The organism is Gordonia sp. IITR100 (assembly GCF_002009645.1).
Taxonomy (GTDB): domain Bacteria; phylum Actinomycetota; class Actinomycetes; order Mycobacteriales; family Mycobacteriaceae; genus Gordonia; species Gordonia hongkongensis.
In genome coordinates, this window is sequence record NZ_MVKV01000007.1 from 164,539 (window position 1) to 191,477 (window position 26,939).

The 26,939-nt window shown below is 68.3% G+C and carries 26 protein-coding genes; 8 read left to right on the top strand and 18 right to left on the bottom strand.

What is annotated here, in order from left to right; genetic code table 11:
* Positions 1–66: 66 nt before the first annotated feature.
* The 4 genes from nrdE to B1818_RS12810 all read right to left on the bottom strand — a co-directional run bounded on the left by nrdE (position 67) and on the right by B1818_RS12810 (position 4,226).
* On the bottom strand, positions 67–2,259 hold the full coding sequence (gene nrdE, locus B1818_RS12795; RefSeq protein WP_068970713.1) for a class 1b ribonucleoside-diphosphate reductase subunit alpha: 2,193 nt from the start codon (positions 2,257–2,259) through the stop codon (positions 67–69).
* 100 nt (positions 2,260–2,359) lie between these two features.
* Positions 2,360–2,824 (bottom strand): class Ib ribonucleoside-diphosphate reductase assembly flavoprotein NrdI, encoded by a 465-nt coding sequence (gene nrdI / locus B1818_RS12800; protein WP_055475910.1) that lies wholly within the window; start codon positions 2,822–2,824, stop codon positions 2,360–2,362.
* A gap of 190 nt (positions 2,825–3,014) precedes the next feature.
* Positions 3,015–3,248 carry a redoxin NrdH gene (locus B1818_RS12805; protein WP_004019249.1) on the bottom strand — a complete coding sequence of 78 codons (234 nt, stop codon included), beginning with the start codon at positions 3,246–3,248 and terminating at the stop codon, positions 3,015–3,017.
* A 420-nt stretch (positions 3,249–3,668) separates the two neighbouring features.
* Positions 3,669–4,226 carry an NAD(P)H-dependent oxidoreductase gene (locus tag B1818_RS12810; protein WP_078112944.1) on the bottom strand — a complete coding sequence of 186 codons (558 nt, stop codon included), beginning with the start codon at positions 4,224–4,226 and terminating at the stop codon, positions 3,669–3,671.
* A gap of 118 nt (positions 4,227–4,344) precedes the next feature.
* Here B1818_RS12810 and B1818_RS12815 point away from each other — a divergent pair, with 118 nt between their 5' ends.
* A complete protein-coding gene (locus B1818_RS12815) occupies positions 4,345–4,971 on the top strand; it encodes a TetR/AcrR family transcriptional regulator (protein ID WP_055475907.1) in 627 nt (208 codons plus the stop codon).
* A gap of 107 nt (positions 4,972–5,078) precedes the next feature.
* Entirely contained in the window at positions 5,079–6,236 is a 1,158-nt protein-coding gene (hpxO, locus tag B1818_RS12820) for an FAD-dependent urate hydroxylase HpxO (RefSeq protein ID WP_055475906.1), read from the top strand.
* 23 nt (positions 6,237–6,259) lie between these two features.
* Here the strand turns inward: hpxO and eccB are convergent, their stop codons facing one another.
* Entirely contained in the window at positions 6,260–7,756 is a 1,497-nt protein-coding gene (eccB, locus tag B1818_RS12825; protein WP_078112945.1) for a type VII secretion protein EccB, read from the bottom strand.
* A 224-nt stretch (positions 7,757–7,980) separates the two neighbouring features.
* On the opposite strand from eccB, the gene eccE reads away from it, so the two are divergent.
* Complete coding sequence (eccE, locus tag B1818_RS12830) at positions 7,981–9,696, top strand: type VII secretion protein EccE (RefSeq protein ID WP_254859660.1); 1,716 nt, start codon at positions 7,981–7,983, stop codon at positions 9,694–9,696.
* Between the two features lie 10 nt (positions 9,697–9,706).
* Here the strand turns inward: eccE and manA are convergent, their stop codons facing one another.
* From manA to B1818_RS12845, 3 genes are all read right to left on the bottom strand, one after another.
* A complete protein-coding gene (gene manA, locus B1818_RS12835; RefSeq protein WP_078112946.1) occupies positions 9,707–10,993 on the bottom strand; it encodes a mannose-6-phosphate isomerase, class I in 1,287 nt (428 codons plus the stop codon).
* A complete protein-coding gene (locus B1818_RS12840; RefSeq protein ID WP_078112947.1) occupies positions 10,990–12,147 on the bottom strand; it encodes a hypothetical protein in 1,158 nt (385 codons plus the stop codon). The genes manA and B1818_RS12840 overlap by 4 nt, the downstream gene beginning before the upstream one ends.
* A 191-nt stretch (positions 12,148–12,338) precedes the next feature.
* Complete coding sequence (locus B1818_RS12845) at positions 12,339–12,848, bottom strand: DUF3499 domain-containing protein (RefSeq protein WP_171011554.1); 510 nt, start codon at positions 12,846–12,848, stop codon at positions 12,339–12,341.
* A 142-nt stretch (positions 12,849–12,990) separates the two neighbouring features.
* On the opposite strand from B1818_RS12845, the gene B1818_RS12850 reads away from it, so the two are divergent.
* Positions 12,991–13,512 (top strand): metallopeptidase family protein, encoded by a 522-nt coding sequence (locus B1818_RS12850; protein WP_058252540.1) that lies wholly within the window; start codon positions 12,991–12,993, stop codon positions 13,510–13,512.
* A gap of 64 nt (positions 13,513–13,576) precedes the next feature.
* On the opposite strand, the gene B1818_RS24180 is transcribed toward B1818_RS12850, so the two are convergent.
* Positions 13,577–13,834: a WhiB family transcriptional regulator gene (locus B1818_RS24180; protein ID WP_171011557.1), complete on the bottom strand. Its 258-nt coding sequence runs from the start codon at positions 13,832–13,834 to the stop codon at positions 13,577–13,579.
* 689 nt (positions 13,835–14,523) lie between these two features.
* On the opposite strand from B1818_RS24180, the gene cofD reads away from it, so the two are divergent.
* From cofD to B1818_RS12870, 3 genes are read left to right on the top strand one after another with little or no spacing between them, the layout of a single operon-like run.
* Complete coding sequence (cofD, locus tag B1818_RS12860) at positions 14,524–15,561, top strand: 2-phospho-L-lactate transferase (protein WP_078112948.1); 1,038 nt, start codon at positions 14,524–14,526, stop codon at positions 15,559–15,561.
* Positions 15,558–16,907: a coenzyme F420-0:L-glutamate ligase gene (locus tag B1818_RS12865; RefSeq protein ID WP_078112949.1), complete on the top strand. Its 1,350-nt coding sequence runs from the start codon at positions 15,558–15,560 to the stop codon at positions 16,905–16,907. Before cofD ends, B1818_RS12865 begins: the two co-directional genes overlap by 4 nt.
* A complete protein-coding gene (locus B1818_RS12870; protein WP_078112950.1) occupies positions 16,904–17,500 on the top strand; it encodes an NUDIX hydrolase in 597 nt (198 codons plus the stop codon). The genes B1818_RS12865 and B1818_RS12870 overlap by 4 nt, the downstream gene beginning before the upstream one ends.
* Here the strand turns inward: B1818_RS12870 and glgC are convergent.
* A complete protein-coding gene (gene glgC / locus B1818_RS12875) occupies positions 17,497–18,711 on the bottom strand; it encodes a glucose-1-phosphate adenylyltransferase (protein WP_078112951.1) in 1,215 nt (404 codons plus the stop codon). The two genes, B1818_RS12870 and glgC, sit on opposite strands and share 4 nt — an antisense overlap.
* A gap of 129 nt (positions 18,712–18,840) precedes the next feature.
* On the opposite strand from glgC, the gene glgA reads away from it, so the two are divergent.
* Positions 18,841–20,004: a glycogen synthase gene (glgA, locus tag B1818_RS12880; protein ID WP_217700286.1), complete on the top strand. Its 1,164-nt coding sequence runs from the start codon at positions 18,841–18,843 to the stop codon at positions 20,002–20,004.
* Here the strand turns inward: glgA and B1818_RS12885 are convergent.
* The 8 genes from B1818_RS12885 to B1818_RS12920 form a co-directional block, all read right to left on the bottom strand.
* The gene (locus B1818_RS12885; protein ID WP_078112952.1) at positions 19,983–20,954 is read right to left on the bottom strand and encodes a putative RNA methyltransferase; all 972 of its coding nucleotides are present in this window, start codon (positions 20,952–20,954) and stop codon (positions 19,983–19,985) included. The two genes, glgA and B1818_RS12885, sit on opposite strands and share 22 nt — an antisense overlap.
* 2 nt (positions 20,955–20,956) lie before the next feature.
* Positions 20,957–21,124, bottom strand: a complete 168-nt coding sequence (locus B1818_RS12890) for a DUF3117 domain-containing protein (RefSeq protein WP_004019232.1) — start codon at positions 21,122–21,124, stop codon at positions 20,957–20,959.
* 105 nt (positions 21,125–21,229) lie between these two features.
* The gene (locus tag B1818_RS12895) at positions 21,230–21,628 is read right to left on the bottom strand and encodes a DivIVA domain-containing protein (RefSeq protein ID WP_078112977.1); all 399 of its coding nucleotides are present in this window, start codon (positions 21,626–21,628) and stop codon (positions 21,230–21,232) included.
* 138 nt (positions 21,629–21,766) lie between these two features.
* Positions 21,767–22,795, bottom strand: coding sequence for a glucosyl-3-phosphoglycerate synthase (locus B1818_RS12900; protein WP_055475896.1), 1,029 nt, complete (start codon positions 22,793–22,795; stop codon positions 21,767–21,769).
* A complete protein-coding gene (folP, locus tag B1818_RS12905; protein WP_137809065.1) occupies positions 22,792–23,616 on the bottom strand; it encodes a dihydropteroate synthase in 825 nt (274 codons plus the stop codon). Before folP ends, B1818_RS12900 begins: the two co-directional genes overlap by 4 nt.
* Positions 23,617–23,687: 71 nt before the next feature.
* A complete protein-coding gene (locus B1818_RS12910; protein WP_078112954.1) occupies positions 23,688–25,493 on the bottom strand; it encodes a long-chain-acyl-CoA synthetase in 1,806 nt (601 codons plus the stop codon).
* Between the two features lie 55 nt (positions 25,494–25,548).
* Positions 25,549–26,106 (bottom strand): TIGR00730 family Rossman fold protein, encoded by a 558-nt coding sequence (locus B1818_RS12915; protein WP_078112955.1) that lies wholly within the window; start codon positions 26,104–26,106, stop codon positions 25,549–25,551.
* Positions 26,107–26,149: 43 nt separating this feature from the next.
* On the bottom strand, positions 26,150–26,929 hold the full coding sequence (locus tag B1818_RS12920; protein WP_065632642.1) for a TIGR00730 family Rossman fold protein: 780 nt from the start codon (positions 26,927–26,929) through the stop codon (positions 26,150–26,152).
* Positions 26,930–26,939: the final 10 nt, after the last annotated feature.

A 26,939-nucleotide genomic window follows, 5' to 3' on the forward strand; every position in this document is an offset into this window, starting at 1 on the left:
AGCTCACCCACCCTCAATCTTTACGTCATGCCTCCTCCTGCGGTGAGTGGTTCGCGGATGCGCAGGTCACAACATGCAGCTGACGCAATTTTCCACCTCGGTCCCCTCGAGCGCGATCTGGCGCAGGCGGATGTAGTAGAGCGTCTTGATGCCCTTGCGCCATGCGTAGATCTGCGCCTTGTTGACGTCGCGCGTGGTGGCGGTGTCCTTGAAGAAGAGAGTCAGGCTGAGGCCCTGGTCGACATGCTGCGTGGCCGCGGCATAAGTGTCGATGATCTTCTCGTACCCGATCTCGTACGCGTCCTGGTAGTACTCCAGGTTGTCGTTCGTCATGTACGGCGCCGGGTAGTAGACGCGGCCGATCTTGCCTTCCTTGCGGATCTCGATCTTGGCGGCGACCGGGTGGATCGAACTGGTCGAGTGGTTGATGTAGCTGATCGAGCCGGTCGGCGGGACGGCCTGCAGGTTCTGGTTGTAGATGCCGTCACGCTGGACGGCGGCCTTCAGCTCACGCCAGTCGTCCTGGGTCGGGATGGCGATCCCGGCCTGCCCGAACAGGTCTCGCACCTTCTGGGTCGCCGGCTCCCACACCTTCTCGGTGTACTTGTCGAAGAACTCACCGCTCGCGTACTTCGACTTCTCGAAGCCGGTGAACGCCCGGCCGCGCTCGGCGGCGATCCGGTTCGACGCGCGCAGCGCGTGATAGAGCACCGTGTAGAAGTAGATGTTCGTGAAGTCGATGCCTTCTTCGCTGCCGTAGAAGACCCGCTCACGCGCCAGGTATCCGTGCAGGTTCATCTGCCCCAGGCCGATGGCGTGAGACTGGTTGTTGCCGTGCTCGATCGAGGGCACCGACGTGATCGTGGTCTGGTCGCTCACCGCGGTGAGGCCGCGGATCGCGGTCTCGATGGTCTGGCCGATGTCGGGCGAATCCATCGTCTTGGCGATGTTCAGCGAACCCAGGTTGCACGAGATGTCCTTGCCCACTTCGGCATAGGACAGGTCGTCGTTGAAGGTCGACGGCGTCGACACCTGCAGGATCTCCGAGCACAGGTTGGAGTGCGTGATCTTGCCGTCGATCGGGTTGGCCCGGTTCACCGTGTCCTCGAACATGATGTACGGGTATCCCGACTCGAACTGCAGCTCGGCGAGGGTCTGGAAGAACTCGCGCGCCTTGATCTTGGTCTTGCGGATGCGGCGGTCCTCGACCATCTCGTGGTACTTGTCCGTCACGTTGACGTCGGCGAACGGTACGCCGTAGACACGTTCGACGTCGTACGGACTGAACAGGTACATGTCGTCGTTGGCCTTGGCCAGCTCGAACGTGATGTCCGGGATGACCACACCGAGTGACAGGGTCTTGATACGGATCTTCTCGTCCGCGTTCTCGCGCTTGGTGTCGAGGAAGCGGTAGATGTCGGGGTGGTGCGCGTGCAGGTACACCGCGCCCGCGCCCTGCCGGGCACCGAGCTGGTTGGCGTAGGAGAAGGAGTCCTCGAGCAGCTTCATGATGGGGATGACACCCGAACTCTGGTTCTCGATCTTCTTGATCGGCGCACCGTGCTCGCGGATATTGCTGAGCAGCAAGGCAACTCCGCCGCCGCGCTTGGAGAGCTGCAAGGCCGAGTTGATCGACCGGCCGATCGACTCCATGTTGTCCTCGATACGCAGCAGGAAGCACGAGACGGGTTCGCCGCGCTGCTTCTTGCCGGAATTGAGGAAGGTCGGCGTCGCCGGCTGGAACCGGCCGTCGATGATCTCGTCGGTGAGGTTGCGCGCGAGGACCGTGTCGCCGTCGGCCAGGGTCAGCGCCACCATGCACACGCGATCCTCGAAACGCTCCAGGTACCGCTTGCCGTCGAAGGTCTTGAGCGTGTAGCTCGTGTAGTACTTGAACGCCCCGAGGAAGGTCGGGAAACGGAACTTCTTGCTGTAGGCGTGCCCGAAGAGGCTCTTGACGAACTCGCGGTCGTACTTCGCGAGAACCTCGGGCTCGTAGTAGTTCTCTTCGACGAGGTAGTCGAGCTTCTCGTCGAGATCGTGGAAGAAGACCGTGTTCTGGTTGACGTGCTGCAGGAAGTACTGGTTCGCGGCTTCGCGATCCTTGTCGAACTGGATCTTGCCGTCGGCGTCGTACAGGTTGAGCATCGCATTGAGAGCGTGGTAGTCGAGCTCGCCCGGGTCGTGTCCCGAGGGCCCGGGGTGCACACCCGACTTGCTGGCTGAAGTGGTGTCCGAGACGGCGGCGGTGGGCGACACGACAGATGACTCCTGCGGGTAGTGGTGGCTGTTACCGAGGGCCGGTGCGGCCAGAGTATGGGAGGGGTACGACAAAGCCTGATCGAGCGGAATTCGCAGGTCAGGCGGGCGAGGCGCTGAGCGACACGCTCGCCGCGAACGCCGGACTCTGGGCGAATTCGGCGAGTCCCGCGCGGACGCGGTCGACATCGTCGGAGGTGCCCATCAATTCGAACCGGTAGAGGTAGGGGACGTGGCACTTCCGTGCGATGACATCGCCGGCGTAACAGAACTCCTCGCCGAAGTTCGTGTTACCCGCCGCGATCACCCCCCTGATCGATGACCGATTGTGTTCGTCGTTGAGGAAGCGGATGACCTGCTTGGGAACGTAGCCGCCGGGTTGCCCCGTCGCCTTGCCCCCGCCGTAGGTCGGGCAGACCAGGACATACGGCTCATCGACACGGAAAACACCGGTCCGATCGAGGACCGGGATGCGCACAGCGCGCATGTCCAGTTTCTCGACGAACCGGTGGGTGTTCTCCGAAACCGAGGAGAAGTACACGATCAACGGCGATTCTGCCGCCATGTCTCCTCCAGCCTGGACGTTCTCGTCGATCTCGCCGGCCGTGTCCGGCCCGGCACTGTCGGTGTCAACGCCGTGAGCGGCGTGACCATTTCCTCGATGACCCCGCGGTGCGGCGTGATCCGGCTTCCCCGTCGGATCGCCTCCGAACCGTCGGTCGGGCGGGCGATGTCACCGTCATGGTGACGACAGATCAGGCAGCGGCGGTGGCGAGTGCCTTGATGCGGTCGGGACGGAAGCCCGACCAGTGCGCGTCGCCGGCGACCACGACGGGTGCCTGCAGGTAGCCGAGCGCCATCACGTAGTCACGCGCCTCGGCATCTTCGCTGATGTCGACGATCTCGTAGGACAGACCCTGCTTGTCGAGGGCCTTGTAGGTGGCATTGCACTGGACGCAGGCCGGCTTCGTGTAGACGGTGATAGACATTCGGAGGTACTCCTCGGGTCGTAGGAATCGCCAGTGACGTGCGGTTTCCCAGCGTGAAGATGGTGACCTGGATCACCATCGTGGTGGCTTTCTCCGAGGAGTCGAACTGCTTCCCGTCGTCTGCCTGACTGGTAGCTCAAACACTACACCTAGTGGCTGACATTTCTGGTCACCACAAGGGCTTGTGAATAACATTGATGGAAGACATGCAGGTCGGAGCGGTGCACGATCACAAATCCCCCGCGTGTCCTCCGCGTGTCCGGCGTGTCGTTCACAGGCTGTCCCGAGGCGGTCCACAACATGTCCACCGACCATCCACATCCGGCCCCGGTCGCCCACCTGCCCGACGCCGGCACCCCCGGACACGACGACGCCGCGCCGGGCAAGGGCCGGGCGCGGCGTCGCTACGTCGGTGAGGGGTCAGGCGCTGACAGCGACCTCGTCGACGAGCCGGGTTACGGACGCGACGACCTTCTCGACGACCTCCGGAGAATCCAGGCCGGCCTCGGGCAGTGCCGCGAGCTGCAGACCGAGGTCGGCCTCCGCGATCGCGCGACCGCCGGCGATGCCGACCGACTTACGGGTGTCCTCACGGGTCCACGCGCCGCCGTACTGGCCGAGGGCCGCGCTCAGCACCGCGACGGGCTTGCCCGTGAGCGCGCCGGTGCCGTAGGGCCGCGACAACCAGTCGATGGCGTTCTTGAGTGCGGCGGGGATGGTGCCGTTGTACTCGGGGGTTGCGATCAGCACGCCGTCGGCGGCGCCGACGACCTGGCGCAGGTTCGCCACGGCTGGGTCGAGCTGCTCCTCGATGTCGATGTCCTCGCTGTAGAACGGCAGCGAGCCGAGATTGTCGACGACCGTGATGGAGACTCCCGACGGCGCATTGTCCGCGGCCAGGTGGGCGAGCTGACGGTTGACCGAGGCCGTACGCAGGCTTCCGACCAGCGCGACCAGTTCGACGACTCGTTCCGACATGTGATTCCTCTCGATGGCACAGGGGTCCGTGGAAGTCCACGCGACCTTGTCTACGACGTGCTCTAACCGGACCAGGGTCCGATTCATTCCGCATCTGGTCAAGAGTTACGCTCATCACGTGCCAAACGGGCCCGACCACTCCCCACTCCACATCTCTCTCAATTCTTCGGGGACCGAACGTGCCGACGCCGCACGTAACCGGCGTCTGCTGCTGGCTGCCGCCAAGAACCTCATCGATCACCACGGTGCGGCCGCGGTGACGATGGAGGCGGTTGCCCGCGAAGCGGGTGTGGGCAAGGGCACAGTGTTCCGTCGCTTCGGCAGCCGGACCGGGCTCATGCTCGCTCTCCTCGACCACAGCGAGTCCGAGATCCAGCAGGCGTATCTGTCCGGTCCGGAGCCGCTGGGTCCCGGCGCTCCCCCGCTCGACCGACTCCTCGCCTACGGTCGCGCTCGCCTCAAGCTCACCGCCGACCACCTCGACATCCTGCTGGAGGCCGGCGCCGGCGCCGAGGACTTCATGAGTCACCCGGTGGCCCGAACGTCCACCCAGCATGTGCAGATCCTGTTGCGCCAGTTGGGTTTCGACGGCGCGCTGGATTTCCTGGCCCTCACTGTCCAGGCGCCGCTCTCGGCGAGTTCGGTCCGCTACCTGTTGGTGGACATCGGGCTCGACCTCGAGACGATCACCCATCAGTGGCAGGACATGGTCACCGCGCTCGTCACCGGACACGACCGGTCCTGACCGTCGGGTCCATCCCGGTCACGCGTCCTCGCGGCGGCGGTCAGGCGGCGAGGTGTCCGGCGTACTCGCCGCGCGCCGCGGCTCGCGGACACCTAGCCTGGGTTCCTGTGAAAGCTGTGATCATCGGCGCCGGTATGGGCGGGACCTCGGCGGGCATCGCGTTGCGACAGCTCGGGCACGAGGTCGAGATATACGAGCAGGTCACCGAGAACCGCCCCGTCGGCGCGGCGATCTCGGTGTGGTCCAACGGGGTCAAGTGCCTGAACCACCTCGGCCTCGAAGCCGAGACCGCCGCGCTGGGCGGCATCGTCGATTCGATGAGCTACATCGACGCATTCACCGGAGAGACGATGTGCCGCTTCAGCATGGCACCGCTCATCGACGAGGTCAGGCAACGTCCTTACCCGATCGCACGCGCCGAACTCCAGCTCATGCTCATGAACGCCTTCGGCCACGACGAGATCCGGTTCGGCAAGAAGATGGTCGCCGTCCACGACGGTCCGGACGGCGCCACGGTCGAATTCGCCGACGGCACCACTGCCCAGGGTGATGTCGTCATCGCCGCCGACGGTGCGAGATCGCTTGCCCGCGACCATGTGCTCGGTCAAGCGGTCGAGCGTCGTTACGCCGGGTACGTGAACTTCAACGGACTCGTCCCGATCGACGAGGAGATCGGACCGGCCACCGAATGGACCACCTACGTGGGCGATTCGCGTCGGGTATCGGTGATGCCGGTGGCGGGCAACCGGTTCTACTTCTTCTTCGACGTGACCATGCCCGAAGGGGTTCCGTTCGAACGCGGAACCGCACGCGAGGTGCTCGCCGAGGAGTTCGCCGGATGGGCGCCCGGCGTCCAGAAGCTCATCGAGACACTGGATCCCGCGACCACCAACCGCGTCGAGATCCTCGACATCGATCCGTTCCACACCTGGGTCCGGGGACGTGTGGCACTACTCGGCGACGCCGCGCACAACACGACCCCCGACATCGGGCAGGGTGGTTGTTCGGCGATGGAAGATGCGATCGCCCTGCAGTTCGCCTTCCGTGATCACGCCGACGACCTGCACGCGGCCCTCGCGACCTATGAGGCGTCACGCACCGAACGGGCCGCCGACCTCGTGCTCCGCGCACGGAAGCGCTGCGACGTCACGCACGGCAAGGACCCGGAGGCGACCGCGGCCTGGTACGAGGAACTGCGATCCGAGGACGGCACCAACGTCATCCGCGGGATCGTCGGCAACATCGTCGGCGGCCCGCTCACGTAGGGCCGCGGCGGGAGCGCCGTCGATCATCCGCCGGTCGAGGGTCCTTCGGTGTGCTCCGCGCCGGCGTCGAGTCGTGCGGTCTCCAGGCCGTCGTGCGCGACGAGGGCGTTCTCGCGCGAGAGGGTCGGCCCGGGCGCCAGCAGCGACACCACCGACCACGGCGCGCGGGACGGTGAATCCCCGAGCCCGAGGATGCCGCCGGTCTCGAAGTCCGGCACGCCGAACCGCACACCCGAATCGTTGACGTAGAACAGCGATTCGGTGCGCGAGCTGTCCGCCTCGTTGCCGGTCACCTGCAGATACTGGCCCGAGCCCGGCGGCATGTAGACCGCGTCGAGGTTCGGTCCGGCACCATCGGACGACGTCAGCCGGACCGGCACCGCATCCGACGCGAGCGGCAGTTCGCGCCCCGCGAGCAACGTCGTCTGTGCGCGGGGCTCCCCCGTCCCGCGGGTCCAGGTGCGGCACAGCGTCGGATCGCCGCCCACGTCCAGCAGCGTCGGCGCGACTTCGGGAAAGTCCGAGACGGGTTCCGACTCCACGGTTCTCAGCGCGGCGAGCTGCCCCGGGGCGACGGTCGTCACCGGCGCTGCGTCGGAGTCGGCCAGCCGCATGAGTTCGGCGGTCGGGGCGCTGATCTCCTGCACCCCGTCGCGCAGGACCAGGTGATAGGACGTCGTGTCGTCGACACCGACCGACTTGACGACACTGCCGACGCTCGCGCCGTCGACTGCCCCGGGCTGGCCGGCGCCCGAGATCTCCGGCACGGCAAGCGGATCGACCAGTGGGAAGGTGTTGAGCAGGCCGGTGGACATCTGCCGGGGCGTGGCCCCCTCGAGGCCGAGGGCCCGCATGACGGGCGCGCTCTCGGTGTCGACAGCGGCACGGACCGGACTCCAGACACCGTCCCGGAACAGCTGATACACCAGGAAGGTCTCGTCGCCGCCGTCGACGAGCACGGCGTCGGCGGGGCGCGCCGTCCCGATCGCGTCACCCAGACGCGGCGTCTCGGCGATGACGGTCTGCTCGATCGACTCGGCCGGCGCCTCCGACACGGTCGACGAATCGCAGACCGTCCAGGTGGAGGAGTCCGGGTGCGCCGACTTCGGCAGTGCCGCCGGCGCACCCGGGATGCCCAACAGGGGTCCGCGCGGGTACGGCTTGAGCTTGTTGTCCCCGACCGAGGTCGGCGACTCCGAGCTGCCCGTCACCAGCCGTGCCGAGGCCAGGTTGAGGACGGGATGCAGGGTGTCCTCGATCAGGACGTAGGTGCTGCCGCTGTTCTTGCTGACGATGATCGTGGCGTCGCCGACGGACCCCTGCGGCCGGATCAGGCCCCAGATTCCACACCCGCCGAGGACCAGCAGACCGAGGACGGTCCCGACCACGAGCGCCTGCAACTGTGAACGCATGGGATCGTGCAACATCCGGACGTCGCGTCGTACCAGCGCGTGCTCGAGCCTCTTGATCAGGAAACGGTAGCCGTTGACCTGGGCTTTGGTCGTCAGCTGACGTGCCACGGCTCCCCCTGTCCGCACCCGGGCCGCGGCGTCGGACCTTCTCCGGCGGCGAGCGGGTTGTGATCTCCTGCGGCATACCCCCTGCCGCGCGGTAGTAGCCTAACCGACAAACATGCCCCTGACGTGTGGGGCTCCACCGCTTGTGCACACTCTCGGTGGACGGCACACGCCAGTCGGCAGCGGTGATCGAGGGGGTCGCAACCGTGGAGCGGAACAGGCGTGGGATGGCACTGCCCACACTCGTCGTGATCGAGGCGGTGCTGGCACTCGGACTCGTCGTCTGGGTGGTGTCCGGCAGCGTCTGGGGTGCAACCGCACTCGGCGTGGCCGCGGTCGTCTCCGCAGGTCTGGTGCGGGTCGGCGGCCGGCCGTCGGTGTTCGGCCGAATCGTGGCGAATCTGTCGTTCTCCTGGTCGCGGATGCGCCGCGACCACGCCGATCTCGCCCCGGCCCCGTTCGACATCCCGCTGCCCGCCCCCAGCACCCACGCCACCGCACGGCGGACATCGGCTCCGACGACCATCGGCGCGAGGTGGGTCGGCGACACCCTGGTCACCGTCGTCCGGGTGGACCCGGGCAGCCCGGCCGTCACCTACCTGACCCCGGGCCACAGCGAACTCGGCGACGAATCGGGCCAGGTGGTGCCCCTCGGCGTCCTGGCCGAGTGCATCAGTCCCTACGACATCCGGCTCAGCTCCATCGAGGTCATCAGTCACGGTGTGCGTGTGTGGGGTTCGGGCATCGCGCCGGACACCTACGACCGCACCCTGGGCCCGCTGTCGGCGACGGCCCAACGGTCGGTGCTGGTCGTCCTCCGGCTCAATCCCCTCGACTGCGCCGACGCCGTCGCCCGCCGCGGGGGCGGCGCGACCGGTGCACTGCGCACCGCGACGGTGACCACCCGCCGCGTCGCCAAGAGGCTCGCCGAACACGGCTTGTCGACGACCATCCTGTCGGCGGCACAGATCACCGCCATCACGGCGCAGCTCATCGAGGGCGCGAGCCTCGACTCGCTCGCCGAGGAACGCGACTCGGTCGGCGTCGCCGGTCTGCGGATGCGCAGCGCCGCCGTCGAACCGGCCGCCCTGACCGACGTGCTGCGCGGCATCTGGGTCAACTCCGCGGTCTCGACGACCGTCACCGTGAAGTTGTGCCCACGAGTCACCGAGGGCAGGCGTCGCGGCGATCGCACGACGGTCGAGGTGTCCGGGATCGTCCGCGTCAACGAGTTCCCCGCCGCGCGGCGCGCACTCGGTGGATGGCCCGCGGGTCTGATCCCCCTGGACGGCCGCCAGTTCGACGCTCTCGCAGCGAGTCTCCCCATCTCGACGCCGACCCGGCTCGACCGGGCCGTACCCGCACTCACGGGTTCGGAGGCGGAGGCGTTCCTCGCCTCGGCGCGTATCCCGGCAGGCGGTTGCGGCCAGCTCATCGGCGCCGACCACGCCGGCCGCGCGGTTGCCACCCGGCTCGTCGGACCCGGTATCTCCACGGTCTCGGTGGCCGCGGGCATTCACGTCGTGGCCCAGATCGCTCTCCGCGCAGTGGCGGTCGGTGCCGCGGTGCGCGTGCACACCGACCGCCCGCACCGGTGGACCCCGGTGGTCACCGCCGTGGGCGATCCGAGCGCGCTGTCACTCTCGGGCGACCGCACCCCGGCGCGCCCCGGCCCCGGCCTGGTCATCGTCGACGGTGTGGCGCCACCTTCCCCAAAACCCGACACCACGCGGATGATCGTCGTCGCACCGGGCCTCGGCGAACCCGCCGACGGCGCCACCGTCGCGCTGCGTCAGAATCCGCGTACGCCACAGGACATCGCACTCGACACCGGTGGGCGACCGATCCTGGTCACCATGGTCGCGACCCCCGACGAATGGAACCTGATCGGCGGCTACCCCGAACCCGCGGGCACCGCTGCGGCTACTCCGGTTCGGCGCTGACGGACTGACATCATTCGGACGCGGACGCCACCGATGAGGTCAGGTCGGGTTGCGCCGAGACCGCGGCCGGCACCAGCGCGCGGTAGAAGACCGCACGAGCCGACGCCGCGCGGACGATGACGTCCGGGTCGTCGTCGGTGATCCACACCGCCCGTCCGGCCGTCACGGTGAGCGGGTTGCCACCCGCCGGTCGGACCTCCACCGCGCCGCTGAGCACGGCGAGGATCTGCGGACCCGGCATGTCGAAGCAGATCGACGAGGCGTGGTGGAGGCCCGTCCCGTCGAGTTCGACACGCGACAGCCGGAATTCGGGAGCGGGGGTGAGGTACACGCGCTCGGCGCCGACGGTCCGGATCTGCGGGGTCAGGTCCGAGACATCGACCGGGGTGAAGTCGAGGACGCGCAACAACTCGGGAACGTCGATGTGTTTGGGCGTCAGTCCGCCCCGCAGCACGTTGTCGGAGTTCGCCATGATCTCCACGCCCGTACCGCGGAGGTAGGCGTGCAGGTTGCCCGCGGACAGATAGAGACCCTGCCCGGGTTCGAGGTGAATGTTGTTGAGCAGCAACGATGCCAGGACACCGGGATCGTTCGGGTAGGCCTCCCCGAGTTCACACACCGTCCGCAGTTCGGCGACGAACTCCGTCTCACCTGTGCTCAGCACGGTGACCGCGCCGGCGAGTACCGCCGGGACCAGCTGACGGAGCAGCGACTCGGGCAGCGTCAGCCACGTCGTGAAGAGCGCCCGCAGCCCCTCCGAGTCCGGCTGCCCCGCGAGCATCCCCAGATAGGGGTCGAGCTCACTGACCTGCAGTGCGCGGAGCAACCGAATGGTGTCCTCCGGTCGACGGAAGCCGGCCAGGGCGTCGAACGGGGTCGTCGCGACGATCAGTTCGGGCTTGTGCCATGGATCGCGGTAGTTGCGGTCGCGGGCTTCGAGCGCGACACCGCGGGAGTTCTCGCGTTCGAATCCGGCCCGGGCCTGTTCGGCGGACGGATGTGCCTGCAGGGACAGCGGTTCCTCGGCGGCGAGCACCTTCAGGAGGAACGGCAGACGCTCGCCGAAAGCCGCCGTGCTTGCCGCGCCGAGCGTGCCGATCGGATCCGCGTCGATCACATCGACGAGATCCTGCTCGATCCCGGCGACATCGACGCACCGAGCCGAACCCGCGGGATGGGACCCGAACCACAGCTCCGCCTCCGGGTGCGCCGACGGCACGGACCTACCCTGCATGGACGCGATCGCGGTCCGCGACCCCCAGGCGTATGGCCGCACCACTCCGTCGATGATCCTCATTGCAACGCGTTCCCAACCAGGCGGAGGTACACCGCCGCCATCTCGACCCGTAGTGCCACGATCAGGAAATCCAGTACATCCCCCGGGCCGTCGGCCACCGGATCCTCACCCGGCGCCGGACGCCGGTCCTCCCACTCGCGGCCGTTCGCGCCCCCGGCGGCCGAAGTCTCTTGCGCACGATCGATTCCGACGAGGAGATCGACCTCGCCGAGACCGGTGATCCGCTGACGCGTGAACCATTCCCGCCGCCCCGTCGAGACGACCTGGACACGCGGCGCGGGAGCTGCCGGGGGTCCGTCGAAGTCGGGATCGTAGAAGATCGAGTCCGCACTCGGTGCGACATCCGAGCGCGACCCGAGCAACTGCACCATTCGCGAGACGTCCGTGAGTTCGGCTGCGGCGCTGACGATCCCGGAGAGTCCGACGAGCCCGGCGACCGCATGCCGGGCGATGGCCGCGCCGGCCGGGCTGTCCGCCGTCCAGACGGTGGGGCGGCCCTGGACGCGCAGCGCCAGCGATTTGGCGCGATTGTGGAAGGCGTCGCGGGCCGGGTGTCCGGTCGAGGCCTCGTCGTCGAGTGCGTCGGCGAGGTCGTCGAGTGCGGGCACGCTCCCGGTGAACCGGACCTGGGTCAGCGCACCGAACACCGCGAGCAGCGCAGCGGCGAACCCCACGAAGCGGAAGCGGGGTTCGATGTCGAACCGCGGCGCGAGGTTGATCCCGTTGCCGCCCAGCGCATCTCGCAGAGGCCCGGCCACGGGTGCGACCACCACGACCTCGGCCCGCCGGCGTAACGCCCGCGCGGCGGCGTCGGCGAGCGCCATGTCCCCGGCATCGTCGCCGGCGACGATCACGACGTCGAGCGGGCCGATCCACCCGGGCAACACCGGACCGCTGACCACCGGGACGTCCACCCGGGCCCCGAGCGTGGCCACCGCGAAGTCGGTCGCCCGATGGGAGACGCCGCTGGAACCGTGGACCACGATGACACTACGGGGACGCAGGTCCGCGAGCGGGGCGAGCACGCCTTCGCGCACCGCTTCGGCGACGGCGCGCACCTGTGCGCCGGCGAGCGCGACCGCTCTCAGCAAACCGTCGACATCGGCCGAGATCAGCTCCTCGGCGTCGTCGAGGTCGGGGGAACCGGTTCGCATGTCACCAGGGTAGCCAGGTCGCGGAGTCGGCGCGCACGTACTCGGCACAGTCCCGACAACACCGGACTCCGCAGCCACTGCACAGTCGACGGCATACGGCGCGCGCTCGACGGGAACGGGTGCATGGTCACGGTCGCGACGTCTCCTCCGGACGTCTGTGTGGTCCACGCCCCCCGCGCGGTGGTGACCGGTCAGTCGACCGGGTCCGGCAGTACCCGCAGGTGTCCGCGGCGCCCCGGGCGCGGCCGGGTCTGGTGTCGCGGGGCCCCGGCCGGCTGCGACGGTGCATCGACCGGGCCGGCGCGGTGCCGACCCGTCCGACGGTCGTCCACGGCATCGCGATGGGCCTCGACGAACGCGGTGTCCTCGAAGGCGTCGAGGGCGTCGATCGGACTGCGGTCGACGTACCGCGGGCGTCCACCGCCGGCGACGGCTCCGGCTTCCCGAACCGCCTCGGCGAGCGCGGTCAGCTCTTGATCCTCGGCCGGCGGCGCGGAGAATCCCCGCTCGCTGCGCAGCATCTCCCAACCGCGCGGGACGGTGATCCGGCGGGCGTGATCGTCGCACAGGTCCCACGAGTGCGGCTCCTGCGACGTCGCGAGCGGACCGATCACCGCGGTCGACTCGGCATAGACGAAGGTCAGGGTAGCCACCGCGGATCGGGCGCAGCCGGGTCGGCAGCACAGTCGGGGAAGCTTCACGTGACGAGATTAGCCCTCGTCGCTCGCAACCGCGTCGGCGACACGCTCACCGGGCGGGCGGCCAGCGAAGACCCGGACCGCCGGAGCAGACACGCAGTGACCGGAGGAGACACGGACTCGTCCGACCTCCTACACTCTCGCCATGCGTATCGACCCGAAGCCGACTCCACGTGGCTCCTCCGGCCTGCCGGAGGCGCGCCGCGGTCGTCGGCGGACGGGTCGTCACCGCGATCGTCGCGGACGGGGACTGCGCTCGCCGTTGCTGCCACAGGGCGTGCCCGCCCACAACAGCCGGTCCGATGAATTCGACGCGGTCGCCCTGGAGGCGTTCGCCGAGATCGACGCGCAGTGGCATGACCAGATCGCCGGACTCGACATCGCCGTCGACGAGATCCCCCGGCTCCTGCCCCGTGACCCCGAGACGGTCGAGTGGCCCGACGAGGTGACCGCCGACGGTGCGGTGCCGCTCGCACGGCTGATCCCGGCCGGGATGGATGTGAACGGCGCACCGACGCGGGCGCAGATCATCCTGTTCCGCCGGCCACTGGAGTCCCGGGCCAAGAAGGGCACCGAGTTGCTGGATCTGATCCACGAGGTACTCGTGCAACAGGTGGCGACGCATCTGGGCGTCGACGAAGACACGATCGACCGCGGACCAGAGTGATCCGCGGTCGATGATCGGTGGGGACGACTCCGTCGCGAGCCGTCCGCTCAGATGGTGACGCCGGTCAGATGATGCCGCGCTTGAGACGCCGGCGCTCACGCTCCGACAGGCCGCCCCAGATACCGAAGCGTTCGTCGTTGTGCAGTGCGTACTCGAGGCATTCGGACTTGACCTCGCAGCCCTGGCAGATCCGCTTGGCCTCACGTGTCGACCCACCCTTTTCCGGGAAGAACGCCTCGGGGTCGGTCTGCGCACACAGGGCACGGTCCTGCCACTGCTCTTCGACGGCGTCGAAGAGATCGTCGAAGTCGTTGGGCACCAACGAAAGATGACGACGACCCGGGTCGGCGTCGTCGGCGACGGGCCCGTGCGGCGACCCGAAGTCGGTCCCGATGCCGATGGCCGACGCGGCGGCAGTGCCGCCGATCATCGAATCATCAACGGGGCCAAGGGTGTTGAATTCGGCGGTGAATTGCGGGCGGTTCTGTGGTTCAAGCGGATTGCCGATCGGGTTTTCCAAAGCCATCGTCGGCGCCTCCTAGCTCGGGATGTTGGTAGTTTCTGCGTCCTCTGCGAACACGGCCTGTGTGCCGCACCCACCACTGTTGCCACACCACTTGTACTACGGATGTGGAAACACCCACATCAGACGTACACAGCGCCCGAGCGACGGCCCGCGAAGTGCCGGAACCGACCCTCTCCCGAGTTCGAACATACGATCGAATCCGTTGAAGTCCAGCGGTTTTCGATCCGAAGGTTCTCGATCTCAAACTCGGAATGACACTGATGTGATTACACACGCCCAAGGCGGTCCCGGTCAAGTTGAAGTCAAAGATTCTCTGTTTACCACCAGGATCCGACAACCCTGTGACTCGACACGACATTGACCTCAACCCGACGTGAATGTCACACCGAACCCGGCACGGGTCGAAACCATCCGCACCGCACCGACAGCGCCTGACCGCCGACTCGCACCGCGCACTACAGTGGCGGTGTGAAGGAGTACCTGCTGTGAAGGTGACCGTACTCGTCGGGGGCGTCGGAGGGGCACGATTCCTCCTCGGTCTGCGCGAATTGTTCGGCCCGACGGCGTTCCCGGCCCCCCAGGACGGTGCGTCCGGCGCCCCGGCGACCGAGCACGAGATCACCGCCATCGTGAACGTGGGCGACGACGCCTGGATGCACGGCGTCCGCATCTGCCCCGACCTCGACACCTGTATGTACACCCTCGGGGGCGGGATCGATCCCGAACGCGGGTGGGGTCGGCGCGACGAATCCTGGCGCGCGAAAGAGGAACTCGCCGCATACGGGGCCGACCCGGATTGGTTCGGCCTCGGCGATCGCGATCTCGCGACCCACCTCATCCGGACCCAGATGCTCGACGCCGGGTACCGGCTGTCCGACGTCACGGCCGCCCTGTGCCGGCGCTGGGTCCCCGGGGTGCGGCTCCTGCCCGTCACCGACGATCGTCACGAAACCCACGTCGTGGTCGCCAAACCCGACGGCGAGGACGGCGAACGGGTCGCGATCCACTTCCAGGAATGGTGGGTACGCCATCGCGCGCAGATCCCCACCTTTGGCTTCGCGCAGGTCGGTTCGGACGACACGGCGCCGGCACCCGGCGTCCTCGACGCGATCGCCGACGCCGATGTCATCCTCCTCGCGCCGTCGAACCCGGTCGTGAGCATCGGCGCCATCGTCAGTGTTCCCGGGATGCGCAGCGCGCTGCGCCAGACCAAGGCCCCGGTGGTCGGGATCTCACCGGTCATCGACAACCGTCCCCTGCGCGGCATGGCCGACGAATGCCTGTCCGTGATCGAGGTCGAGTCCTCGGCACAGGGGATCGCCGGACACTACGGCGCCCGCAGCGGCAACGGGATTCTCGACGGTTGGCTCATCGCCGACGGCGACCACGCCGCTGTCGACGGCATCGCCGTCGGTACCGCACCGCTGCTCATGACCGACCCCGCGGCCACCGCGCAGATGGTGCGTGCGGCCTGCGCGCTCGTCGACGTACCGCTGCCCGAGACCAACAAGGGCGTGCAGTGACCGCTCGCCCCGACCACCGCGCACCGGGACATCTCGAGATCCGGCCGGTGACCGGCCTGCCCGAGTTCACCGCCGACTCCGACGTCGCGGGCGAGATCCTCGGCGCCGCACCCTGGCTCGAGTCCGGCGACGTGCTGGTGGTCACCAGCAAGATCATCTCCAAGGCGGAGGGCCGGATGGTCGACGCGCCGAGCGACCCCGAGGAGCGGGACGCGTTGCGCCGGCGCCTCGTCGACGACGAATCGGTACGCGTGCTGGCACGCAAGAACCGGACCCTGATCACCGAGAACCGGCTGGGCCTGGTGCAGGCCGCGGCCGGGATCGACGGCTCGAACGTACGCAGCGACCAGCTCGCGCTGCTCCCGGAGAACCCCGACCGCAGCGCGGCGGCCCTCCGACTCGCCATCGCCGAGGCCGACGACCTCGACGTCGCGGTGATCATCACCGACACGATGGGCCGCGCCTGGCGGACCGGGCAGACCGACGTCGCCATCGGCGCGTCGGGCATCGCCGTGACCCATCCGTATGAGGGCGGTGTCGACGACTACGGAAACCCGTTGATCGTCACCGAGATCGCGGTGGCCGACGAACTCGCCGCGGCGGCGGATCTCGTGAAGGGCAAACTCGCGGCGGTCCCCGTCGCCGTCGTCCGCGGCTTCGGTCCGGCGGACGACGGGACCACGGCCGCCGATCTGATCCGCCCCTACGAGGAGGACCTGTTTCGCCTCGGGACCGAGGAGGCGATCGCCCAGGGACGTCGCGAGGCCATCCGCACGCGGCGTTCGGTGCGGAACTTCGCCGACCGGCCTGTCGACCCCGCCGAGTTGCGTGCCGCACTCGGCGAGGCGCTCACCGCCCCCGCTCCGCACCACACGCATCCGGTCCGCTTCGTCTGGGTGCGGTCCGGCCCGCGGCGCCGGGAACTCCTCGACGCGATGGCGCAGGAGTGGCGCGCCGACCTCGAATCGGATTCCAAGACAACCGAGTCCATCGAGAAACGGTTGCGGCGCGGCCAGATCCTCTACGACGCCCCGGAACTGGTGATCCCGTTCCTCGTGCCCGAGGGCGCCCACGACTACCCCGATGATCGTCGCAACGCCGCCGAGCACACGATGTTCACCGTGGCCGCGGGCGGGGCGGTCGCGACCCTGCTCACCGCGCTGGCGGTCCGCGACATCGGCAGCTGCTGGGTCGGGTCGACCATCTTCGCCGCGCCGGCGGTGCGCCGCGTCCTCGATCTGGATCCGAGTTGGGAACCGCTGGGGGCCGTCGCCATCGGACATCCGCTCGAACCGGCCGGGTTGCGCGACCCCGCCCCCACCGCGGAGTGGGTCGTCGAACTGTGACCGCCGAGTCGCTGCACGCCTCCGCCGTCGAGGCCCTGACACGGTGGGAGACACCCGATCCCGCCCAGGACTCCCTGCGTCACGCATATCTCGAGTTCCTCGCCGCGTCCCCGGACGGGTGTCTTCGGGCCTGCGCACCAGGACATCTGACGGGTTCGGCGATCGTCTTCGACGCGACGCGCCGACACGTTCTGCTGACCCTGCACCCCCGCGTCGGGAAGTGGATACAGCTCGGCGGTCACTGCGAACCCTCCGACGATTCCCTCGCCGGCGCGGCGCTACGCGAGGCGCGAGAAGAGTCGGGCATGCCCGAACTCGTGCTCGACACCGCCGACCCCACGCTCGCCGGTGACGGGATGGTCCACCTCCACACCCACCCGATCACCTGCTCCTTGGGAGTCCCCACCCGCCACCTCGACGTCCGCTACCGGGTGGTCGCCGCCCCGACGCCCGACGGCGAACTCCCCCGCGTCGTATGCAGTGACGAGTCCGTGGACCTCCGCTGGTGGCCGGTCGACGCGCTTCCGGACGACGCCGGAGACGACATCGCGACGCTCATCGACGCGGCCCTACGCGACGGGCGGCGGCGCTAAACCTGGATGTTCTTGCCGACGGTGACCACACCGCCGGCGCTCACCGAGAACCGTTCGCGGTCGGCCTCGAGATCGACACCGAGCTGCTCGCCGTCACCGACCACGACGTTCTTGTCGAGGATGGCCTTGCGGACCACCGCGCCCTTGCCGACGCGCACGCCGGGCATCAGCACGCTGCCCTCGACCACCGCGCCGTCCTCGACGATGACGTTCGACGACAGCACGGAGTTGCGCACCGTGCCGGCGGAGATGATGCATCCGGAACCGACCACGGAGTCCTCCGCGACCCCGCCCTGGACGAACTTGGCGGGCGGCAGGTTGTGGGTCTCGCCGCGGATGGGCCAGCGGCCGTTGTAGAGGTTGAAGATCGGGTGGACCGACACCAGGTCCATGTGCGCCTCGTAGAACGCATCCAGGGTTCCGACGTCGCGCCAGTAACCGGTGTCGCGTTCGGTGGCACCGGGTACCTGGTTGTCCTTGAAGTCGTAGACGAAGGCGGTGTCCCGGCGCACGAAGGCCGGGATGATGTCACCGCCCATGTCGTGGTCGGAGTCCGAGTCGGCGGCGTCGGCGCGCAGCGCGTCGACCAGCGCCTCGGTGGTGAACACATAGTTGCCCATCGACGCGAACGTCACGTCGGGATCGTCCGGCGTGCCGGGCGGATCGGCCGGCTTCTCCAGGAAGCGGGTGATCTTCCCGCTCTCGTCGGAGTCGATGCAGCCGAAGGCCACCGCCTCTGCTCGGGGCACGCGGATCCCGGCCACCGTGACGTCGGCGCCGGATTCGATGTGCGCGGCCACCATCTGCGACGGATCCATCCGGTACACGTGATCGGCTCCGAAGACGACGATGTACTCGGGTCGTTCGTCGGTGATGAGGTTCATCGACTGGAAGATCGCATCGGCACTGCCGGTGTACCAGCGTGGTCCGAGTCGCTGCTGGGCCGGCACCGGGGTGATGTACTCGCCGTGGAATCCCGACGTCCACCAGGTCTGCGAGATGTGCCGGTCCAGCGAATGCGACTTGTACTGTGTCAGCACGCAAATGCGCTCGTAACCGGCGTTGACCAGGTTCGACAGCACGAAGTCGATGAGCCGGTAGGCGCCGCCGAAGGGCACCGCAGGTTTGGCGCGGTCCATCGTCAGCGGGTACAGACGCTTGCCTTCGCCGCCTGCGAGGACGATGCCGAGGACGTGCGGCTCAGATCTCACTCCCCCAACTTAACCGCGATCGAAGCCGTCGGCCAGATGACCGGGCGGTCAGTATGCGTGGCGTCGGTCGCGACCAGGGTTTGGCAGCACCGATGGCGATCTGCGCGCGTTGGCACTAGCGTCGAGATCATGCGGGTGGCGATGATGACACGGGAATATCCACCTGAGGTCTACGGCGGCGCCGGGGTCCACGTCACCGAATTGGTCCGGTATCTGCGCGATCTCATCACCGTCGACGTGCACTGCATGGGCGCCGAGCGGGAGACCGCCGCGGTGTACACCCCCGACCCGGGGTTGGCCGGGGCGAATGCGGCGATCACCACGTTGTCGGCCGATCTGCGGATGGTGGTGGGTGCGTCCGGTGCCGACGTCGTGCACTCCCACACCTGGTACACCGGCCTCGCCGGGCACCTGGCGGGACAGCTCTACGACGTGCCGCACGTGCTGACCGCCCACTCGCTCGAACCGTCGCGCCCGTGGAAGGCCGAGCAACTCAGCGGCGGGTACCGGGTGTCGAGCTGGGTGGAACGCAACGCGGTGGAGTACGCCGACGCGGTGATCGCGGTGAGCTCGGGGATGCGCACCGAGATCTGTGACACCTACCCGCGTCTGGACCCTGAGCGTGTCCATGTGGTGCGCAACGGGATCGACACATCTCAATGGTTCCCGGTCGACGATCCGTTCGGACCCGACTCGACGCCGACCGCACTCGGGCTCGACCCGGACCGCCCGATCGTGGCGTTCGTCGGCCGGATCACCCGGCAGAAGGGCGTCGCACATCTGGTGGCCGCGGCGCACCGGTTCGATCCGGACATCCAGCTCGTCCTCTGTGCTGGTGCCCCCGACACGCCGGAGATCGGCGCCGAGATCGAGAGCGCGGTGGGCGAACTCTCCGCCTCGCGTCCCGGCGTCCACTGGGTGCGCGAGATGCTCCCACTCCCCCGGATCCGCGAGATCTTGACCGCGGCAACGGTCTTCGTGTGCCCATCGGTGTACGAACCGCTGGGCATCGTCAACCTCGAGGCGATGGCCTGCGGTACCGCGGTGGTGGCCTCGGCGGTCGGCGGCATTCCCGAGGTGGTGCGCGACAACGTCACCGGCCGCCTCGTGCGGTACGACCCCGTCGATCCGGCGACCTTCGAACACGATCTCGCCGACACGGTGAACGCGGTGGCCTCGGATGCGGCGGCGTCGGCGATGGGGGTGGCCGGCCGCGAACGCGCCGAGGCCGAGTTCTCCTGGGCGTCGATCGCCGAACAGACGCTGGGTGTCTACGAGTCCGTACGGCGCTGAGCGGGTGAGCGTCCGCGGACGGGCCGACACGTGGTCACCACGACCGACACCGTGGCCGGCACCCGACCGTCCCCGGCGAAGGCCGCGGCCCGCGAGCGGATGTCGGCCTCGTCGGAGTGAAATGCCGACGGGCCCATGGCGACCAGATCCCCCACGGTCTGCGCGTCGACGTCTGCGGAGTACCGGACAGGTGACTCGTCGACCACTTCGAAGCCCGCGTCGAGCGAGGCACGGAGGCGCTCGGATTTGGCCTCGTCGACACGCAGCATCGCCATCGGCTCGATGAGTTCGCCGAGGTGGTCGGGCCCCGGACTCACGATGATCAGTGCGCCATCAGGGGCCAGTACGCGGGCGAACTCGCTCGCGTTGCGCGGCGCGAACACCGAGAGCACCACCGCGACAGCATCATCGACGACGGGCAGTCCGAGCCAGACGTCGGCGACGACGGCAGCGAGGGGCCGGGGTCCCCGCGCCATGGCCCGCCCGCAGTACTTCGAGAGGTCCAGGCCGATTCCGGCGGCCGAGGACCGTCCGTCACCGCCGGGCACCCCACTCGCCTCGACCGCGGCGCGAAGATAGTGTCCGCCACCGGCCCCCGCGTCGAGGATCACCGGCCGGTCGTGTCCACCCGTGACCTCGGCCGCGCGGCCGGCGACGAAATCGACCACGGGGAGCAGGAAACCGGAGTCGTGCACGCGGGCTCGGGCGGCCACCATGGCTGCGGTGTCGGCGCGCAGCGCGCCGGACCGGCCGTCGAGCAGTGAGACATAGCCCTGACGGGCGAGGTCGAAAGAATGCGCCTGCGGACAGCGCAGCGACGCGCCGTCGGCCGACAGGCGCCCGGTACACACCGGGCAGCGCAGGATCTCGAGTACCGAAGTGAGGCCATGCGCCCGGTGCGGAGTCGGTGGGTCCGCCCGGGCCTCATGGGAACTGCCCTCGTGGGGCATGTTCAGCCGGTTACCCCGCGGAGTTCCTCGCCCAGCGCGGCTGCTTCGTCGGCGGTCAGCTCGACGACCAGTCGACCTCCACCTTCGATCGGAATCCGGACAACGATTCCACGCCCTTCTTTGGCCGCTTCGAGGGGGCCGTCCCCAGTACGTGGCTTCATTGCCGCCATTCTCAAGCTCCCTTCAAGGTCCCTGCTCCGAACATGATACGTGCCCGGGTCGCACACGATTGTCAGTGCGCGACACGCGCGCCGCGCGGTCTCGACGTACGGCCCCTACCGGGGGGTGCTCGGCGGGCCGGACCGCCCGGCGTCCACGCCGCCGTTCCCGGTGATACCAGCGGCGGGATCGTCCGGAGCCGCGCCCGCTTCCGCCCCGGGCACCGACTCCCGTTCGCGCAGACGCGTGATCACCGACCGCAGGTCGTCGACCTCACGCGCGAGACGTGCCAGCGCCCAGTCGACTTCGGCCTGCTTGTAACCACGCGGGGTCTGGGCGAAGCGCAACGCACGCACGTCGTCACCGGTGATGCCCACCGACGGCAACCGGGTGAGCGTGGTGTCGGGCTCGACCGGCGGCAGATCTTCTCCGCGTCCGAACACGAACCAGACGACAGCGAACACGATCGCGACGACGAGTCCCATGATCAGCAGGTACAGCAGCAGCGTCTGCATGCGTTCCATCCTGGCAGAAGCGCCCGGACGACGGCCCGGCACAGCACCGACCCGGCGACGGCCACCCGCGTCAGGGCGGGCGGCGTCGCCGGGTCGGGGCCGGGTTCATCAGGTCCGGCCCATCAGGTCCGGAGCCGCCTAGGAGGCCATCTCCTCGGCCTTGGGGGTCAGGGCGCGCACGGTGTTCATCGGCGGACGATCCTCGAGATAGACCTCGGTGGTGTGCGGCGTGAAGGAGCCGTCGGGTTCGGCGGTGAACTGGGTGAGCCCGACGCCCGAGTCCTCGATGCCGCAGCGGCGCATCAGGGTTCCGACGATCTGGCGGCTCATGACCCCCAATTCCACCAGCGGGCGGTTGCGATGGGTTCGGACCCCGAGGTTGACCTGACCGATCCCGGCCAGGCCGTACCGGTCATAGGTGTCGATGAGAAGGCCGATCTCGACCCCGTAGCCCGGCGCGAACGGCACCGACGAGAGCAACTCGCGGGTGCCGGCGTACTCGCCGCCGAGTGGCTGGAGGACCGCGGTGAGATCCGGCTTCTGGGATGCCAGGAGGGGGCGTGCCACGAGCTCGGTCACGCGTCCGCCACCGTTCGCGTCGTGCGTACCGCCCGTGCGCAGCGGGCGCCGGTAGTAGCCCTTCACGAGCTGGATCTCGGGGTTCAGCAGGAGCGGACCGAGCATCTTGGGCACGAACATCGGGTCCGGGTCGATGAGGTCGGAATCGACGAATGCGATGATGTCGCCGGTCGCCACGGCGACCGAACGCCACAGCACCTCACCCTTGCCCTTGACCGGGTCCAGCTCGGGTACCGCCTCCTCGCGGGAGATCACCTGCGCGCCGGCGGCGAGCGCGCGCTCGGCGGTGGCATCGGTGGACCCGGAGTCCAGCACGATGATCTCGTCGACCAGGGTGCCGTACAGCGGCATGATCGTGGCGATGACGTCGGCGACGGTCTCTTCCTCGTTCAGCGCGGGCAGCACCACCGAGATGGTCCGGCCGTTCTTCGCGTCGACGAGGTCGTCGATCGTCCAGTCCGGCTGCTCCCAGGTGTGGGTTGCCGACCAGCGCTGCTCGGTCCCCGGGGTCTGGGCGACCGTCGGCCACATGGCGGCCTTGTCCCGGCTGACGGTGCTGGGCTTACGTCGCTTCTGCTGCTTGGTCATGCGAGTCCCCTGACTGTTCGGGCGGGTGGTTTCGCTCCCGCGATGGCAGCGACCATGTCGACCACGCGACGAGTGGCAGCGACTTCGTGGACGCGGAAGATCCGGGCGCCTTGGGCGGCGGCCAGACTTGTCGCGGCCAGAGTCCCTTCCAATCGGTGCGTTAGGTCTGTACCCAGAGTCTCCCCTACGAAATCCTTGTTGCTCAGCGCCATCAGGACCGGCCAGCCCGTGTTAACAAGATCTTTTACACCGCGTAACAGAGCCAGCCCGTGGTGAGTGTTCTTGCCGAAATCGTGCGTCGGATCGATAACGATCGAGTCTCGACGCACCCCGGCAGCGAGCGCCCGGTCGGCCGCGGAGGTCACCTCCCGGATCACGTCGGCCACCACCGCGTCGACCGAATCCCCGTATGCGACGCGGTGCGGCCGGGTCCGCACCCGCGCGCCACCCGTGTGCGAGCAGACGATCCCGGCCCCGCGTTCGGCGGCGACGTCGACGACGTCGGGGTCGAATCCCGCCCAGGTGTCGTTGATGAGATCCGCGCCGGCGGCGCAGGCCTGGTCGGCGACCTCGCTGCGCCAGGTGTCGACGCTGATCAGCACGTCCGGATGGCGGTCGCGGATCCAGGCGATCATGCCGACGACCCGGGCGGCCTCGGTCGCGGCGTCGACCTCGCGTCCGGGTCCGGCCTTGACCCCACCGACGTCGATGATGTCGGCACCCTCGGCGACGACCCGGTCGACGTGCGCCTGGGCGGCGGCGTCGTCGAAGCTCGCACCTCGGTCGTAGAACGAATCAGGGGTGCGGTTGACGATCGCCATCACCAACGCGCGGTCGGTCGGCACCCGCCGCCCGCACAGCGTGTCCGATGCCGACGTTTCCGGGCCGGAACTCACCCCTTGGGCACCTTGGCGGCGGCGACATCGTCGGGGTAGTCGTCGTAGAACTCCGTGTAGCCCTTCTCCTTGCCGAGCAACACGTAGAGCCGTTCGGCCTCGGCGTCGGTGTACCCCTCCTTGCGCAGCTCGACCTTGCGGTTCTTGAAGGTCGAGGTCTGCTCGAAGTCGTCGACGATCCGAACGAACAGCGGCACCGCGTACGACGGCAGCGCGTCGTAGAGGTGGCGGGCGAACGCGCTCGGATCGAGGTCGGCGCCCTCGCGCAGCTTGATCGCGATCATCCCGGCGCGACCGTCGGTACCGGGGACCTCGACGCCGTATGCCACCGACTGGGCGACGGCCTGATAAGAGTCGACCGCCCCCTCGACCTGGGTGGTGGCGACGTTCTCGCCCTTCCACCGGAAGGTGTCGCCGAGCCGGTCGACGAAGGCGATGTGCGCGAAGCCCTGATCGCGGACCAGGTCACCGGAGTTGAAGTAGGAGTCGCCGTCCTTGAAGGCGTCCCGGATGATCTTCTTCTCGGTCTCCTCGGAGTCGGTGTAGCCGTCGACGGGGACCCGGTCACTGATCTGGGCGAGCAGCAGGCCGGTACCACCCCGGCCGACCTTCACGAGCCGACCGTCGTCGCCGCGTTTGGGGTTCCCCTCCTCGTCGTATTCCACGATCTTGTACGGGAGCGGGCAGAAGCCGGCGGTCTTGTCGACGCTGAACGCGTTGACGAATGCGAGGTTCAGTTCGCTGGCCCCGTAGAACTCGACGACGCGGTCGACCCCGAAACGCTCGCGGAACTCGTCCCAGATGTCCGGGCGCATACCGTTGCCGACCACGGTGTGCACGGAATGCTGACGATCCGTGGGCTTCTCGGGCTGGACGAGGAGATAGCGGCAGAGCTCGCCGATGTAGCAGAAGGCCGTCGCACGGTTGAGGATCACGTCGTCCCAGAACTTCGACGCCGAGAACGAGCGTCCGATGGCGATGCACGCACCCGAGGCGAGGACCGAGGACAGTGACACCGACAACGCGTTGTTGTGGTAGAGCGGCAGCGGCACGTACATGGTGTCGCTGTGGCGCAACCGAACGGCGAGACCGCCGATGCCGGACAGGCTCGCCAGCCACCGGTTGTGGCTCATCACGCTGGCCTTCGGCATCCCCGTGGTGCCGGAGGTGAAGATGTAGAACGCCTTGGTCGATGCGGGCAGCTGCTCGGTGACCTCGGGATCGGCCTCCGAGAGTCCCTCGGCCGCGGCGTCGAACGCGGCGAAATCGTAGACGTGTTCGGGCAGGACCGATTCCGGGATCGACTCGAAGGCCTCCGCGCACTCGGGATCGTGGATGAGGACCTTGGCCTCGAGGAGGCCGACGCTGTGCTCGAGCACCTCGCCGCGCTGGTTGTAGTTCAGCATCCCGGCGATCGCGCCGAGTTTGACGGTGGCGAGCATCAGCAGCAGGTCGGTCGTGCAGTTCTTGGAGAGCAGCGCCACCACGTCGCCCTTGCCGACGCCGTCGGCGGAAAGTGCTGCGGCGTAACGGTTCACGCGGCGGTTGGCCTCGCCGTAGGTGGTCGTGCGGCCTTCGAACCGGACGAACGGCCGGTCGGGGTGTTCGGCCGCGTGCTTCTGGAAGACCGAACCGATGGTCCGCTTGGCCTCCGGTGGGCGTCGGATGAGCCCCGGCGCGTGCTTGATCATCCCGGTCGCATGTGGCGCCATCTTCACCACGCCGCGAAGGATGTCGGGGATACCGACGGTCTTCTTCACACTCTGCTGCCGACTGTCCTGCTGCTCGACCCCTTGGGACATCTGCCCTCCGCTCTCCCGCTGGCGTTTCGAGTGCCCCGCGCACTCAGGCGCTACCTTACCGGCCGGTAGCAAGGCCTTCCCGTGCTGTCGCCAACTCCACCGCGTCGTTGACCGACCGCGTGATGAGCAGCCGGTCGAGCGATCGTCGGGCGACGAACCCGGTTGTCGACAACTCTCGCAGCCAGTCGAGCAACGGCGCGTAGAAATCGACAGGATCGAGCAGGACGACCGGTTTGTCGTGCATCCCGAGGTAGCCCCCGGTCCAGGTCTCGAAGAGCTCCTCGAGCGTCCCGATCCCGCCTGGAAGGGTGATGAACCCATCGGCACGCTCGTCCATGAGGCGTTTGCGTTCGCGCATGGTCTCGGTGACCACGAGTTCGCCCGACCCGAGGTCGGCGACCTCGTGCTTCATCAGTGCGCGCGGGATGATGCCGACCGTGTGGCCACCGGCCTCGCGAGCGGCGTTGACCAGCGCGCCCATCATGGAGATGTTCCCGCCACCGGAGACGACCACATGCCCCTGTTCGGCGAGCGTCCGACCCACTTCGGCGGCGAGATCGAGGTAGGGCTGGTCGACGGGACCGGAGGCGCAATAGACGCAGACAGTACTCACCGGGCAATCGTGCCATCGTCGGCCGGGAAGGTCATATCGACCCTCAGGGTGTCGCGGCCTCGATCGCGGCGACCACGTCGTCGGGATCGTCGACGACGGTGAGCAGGTCCAGATCCTCGGGCGAGATCATCCCGCGCGCGGCGAGGACGTCGCGCATCCAGGCAAGCAGGCCGCCCCAGAAGTCGCTGCCCACCAGCACGATCGGGAACCGGACCACCTTCTTGGTCTGCACGAGGGTCAGCGCCTCGAAGAGTTCGTCGAGGGTGCCCATCCCGCCGGGGAGACAGACGAACGCCTGCGCGTACTTCACGAACATCGTCTTGCGCACGAAGAAGTAGCGGAAGTTCATGCCGAGATCGACCCACGGGTTGAGGCCCTGTTCGAAGGGCAGCTCGATGTTGAGTCCGATCGACTGCGCCCCGGCCTGATGTGCGCCCTGGTTGGCGGCCTCCATCGCACCGGGTCCGCCACCGGTGATGACCGCGTAACCGGCCTCGCCCAGCGCTCGGCCCACGCGGACACCGAGCGCGTACTCCGGCGACTCCGGATGCAGTCGCGCCGAGCCGAAGACGGTCACGGCCTCGGCGACCTCGCTCATCGCATCGAACCCGGCGACGAACTCGGACTGGATGCGCAGGACCCGCCAGGAGTCACGCATGGTCCGTTCAGAACGACGCGTGGCGTCGCGCGGGTCGACCCATTCCAGCAGGCGGCGGTCCGTGGTCTTGCCGCGCTGGTCTCGCCGAATCCGGATCGGGCCGACGTAGCAGGTGTCGGGGTTCGTTCCGTCTTCGACGGGTTCCGGTTCGGGCGTGGTCGACATGGCGGTCACG

Excerpts from the sequence above, each read along its gene's own strand:
- nrdI (WP_055475910.1), bottom strand. The coding sequence starts at position 2,824 with ATGGCGGCAGAATCGCCGTTGATCGTGTACTTCTCCTCGGTTTCGGAG.
- B1818_RS12805 (WP_004019249.1), bottom strand. The coding sequence starts at position 3,248 with ATGTCTATCACCGTCTACACGAAGCCGGCCTGCGTCCAGTGCAATGCC.
- B1818_RS12810 (WP_078112944.1), bottom strand. The coding sequence starts at position 4,226 with ATGTCGGAACGAGTCGTCGAACTGGTCGCGCTGGTCGGAAGCCTGCGT.
- eccE (WP_254859660.1), top strand. The coding sequence starts at position 7,981 with ATGGCACTGCCCACACTCGTCGTGATCGAGGCGGTGCTGGCACTCGGA.
- manA (WP_078112946.1), bottom strand. The coding sequence starts at position 10,993 with ATGAGGATCATCGACGGAGTGGTGCGGCCATACGCCTGGGGGTCGCGG.
- B1818_RS12840 (WP_078112947.1), bottom strand. The coding sequence starts at position 12,147 with ATGCGAACCGGTTCCCCCGACCTCGACGACGCCGAGGAGCTGATCTCG.
- B1818_RS12850 (WP_058252540.1), top strand. The coding sequence starts at position 12,991 with ATGCGTATCGACCCGAAGCCGACTCCACGTGGCTCCTCCGGCCTGCCG.
- glgA (WP_217700286.1), top strand. The coding sequence starts at position 18,841 with ATGCGGGTGGCGATGATGACACGGGAATATCCACCTGAGGTCTACGGC.
- B1818_RS12885 (WP_078112952.1), bottom strand. The coding sequence starts at position 20,954 with ATGCCCCACGAGGGCAGTTCCCATGAGGCCCGGGCGGACCCACCGACT.
- B1818_RS12890 (WP_004019232.1), bottom strand. The coding sequence starts at position 21,124 with ATGGCGGCAATGAAGCCACGTACTGGGGACGGCCCCCTCGAAGCGGCC.
- B1818_RS12895 (WP_078112977.1), bottom strand. The coding sequence starts at position 21,628 with ATGCAGACGCTGCTGCTGTACCTGCTGATCATGGGACTCGTCGTCGCG.
- B1818_RS12900 (WP_055475896.1), bottom strand. The coding sequence starts at position 22,795 with ATGACCAAGCAGCAGAAGCGACGTAAGCCCAGCACCGTCAGCCGGGAC.
- folP (WP_137809065.1), bottom strand. The coding sequence starts at position 23,616 with ATGGCGATCGTCAACCGCACCCCTGATTCGTTCTACGACCGAGGTGCG.
- B1818_RS12910 (WP_078112954.1), bottom strand. The coding sequence starts at position 25,493 with ATGTCCCAAGGGGTCGAGCAGCAGGACAGTCGGCAGCAGAGTGTGAAG.
- B1818_RS12920 (WP_065632642.1), bottom strand. The coding sequence starts at position 26,929 with ATGTCGACCACGCCCGAACCGGAACCCGTCGAAGACGGAACGAACCCC.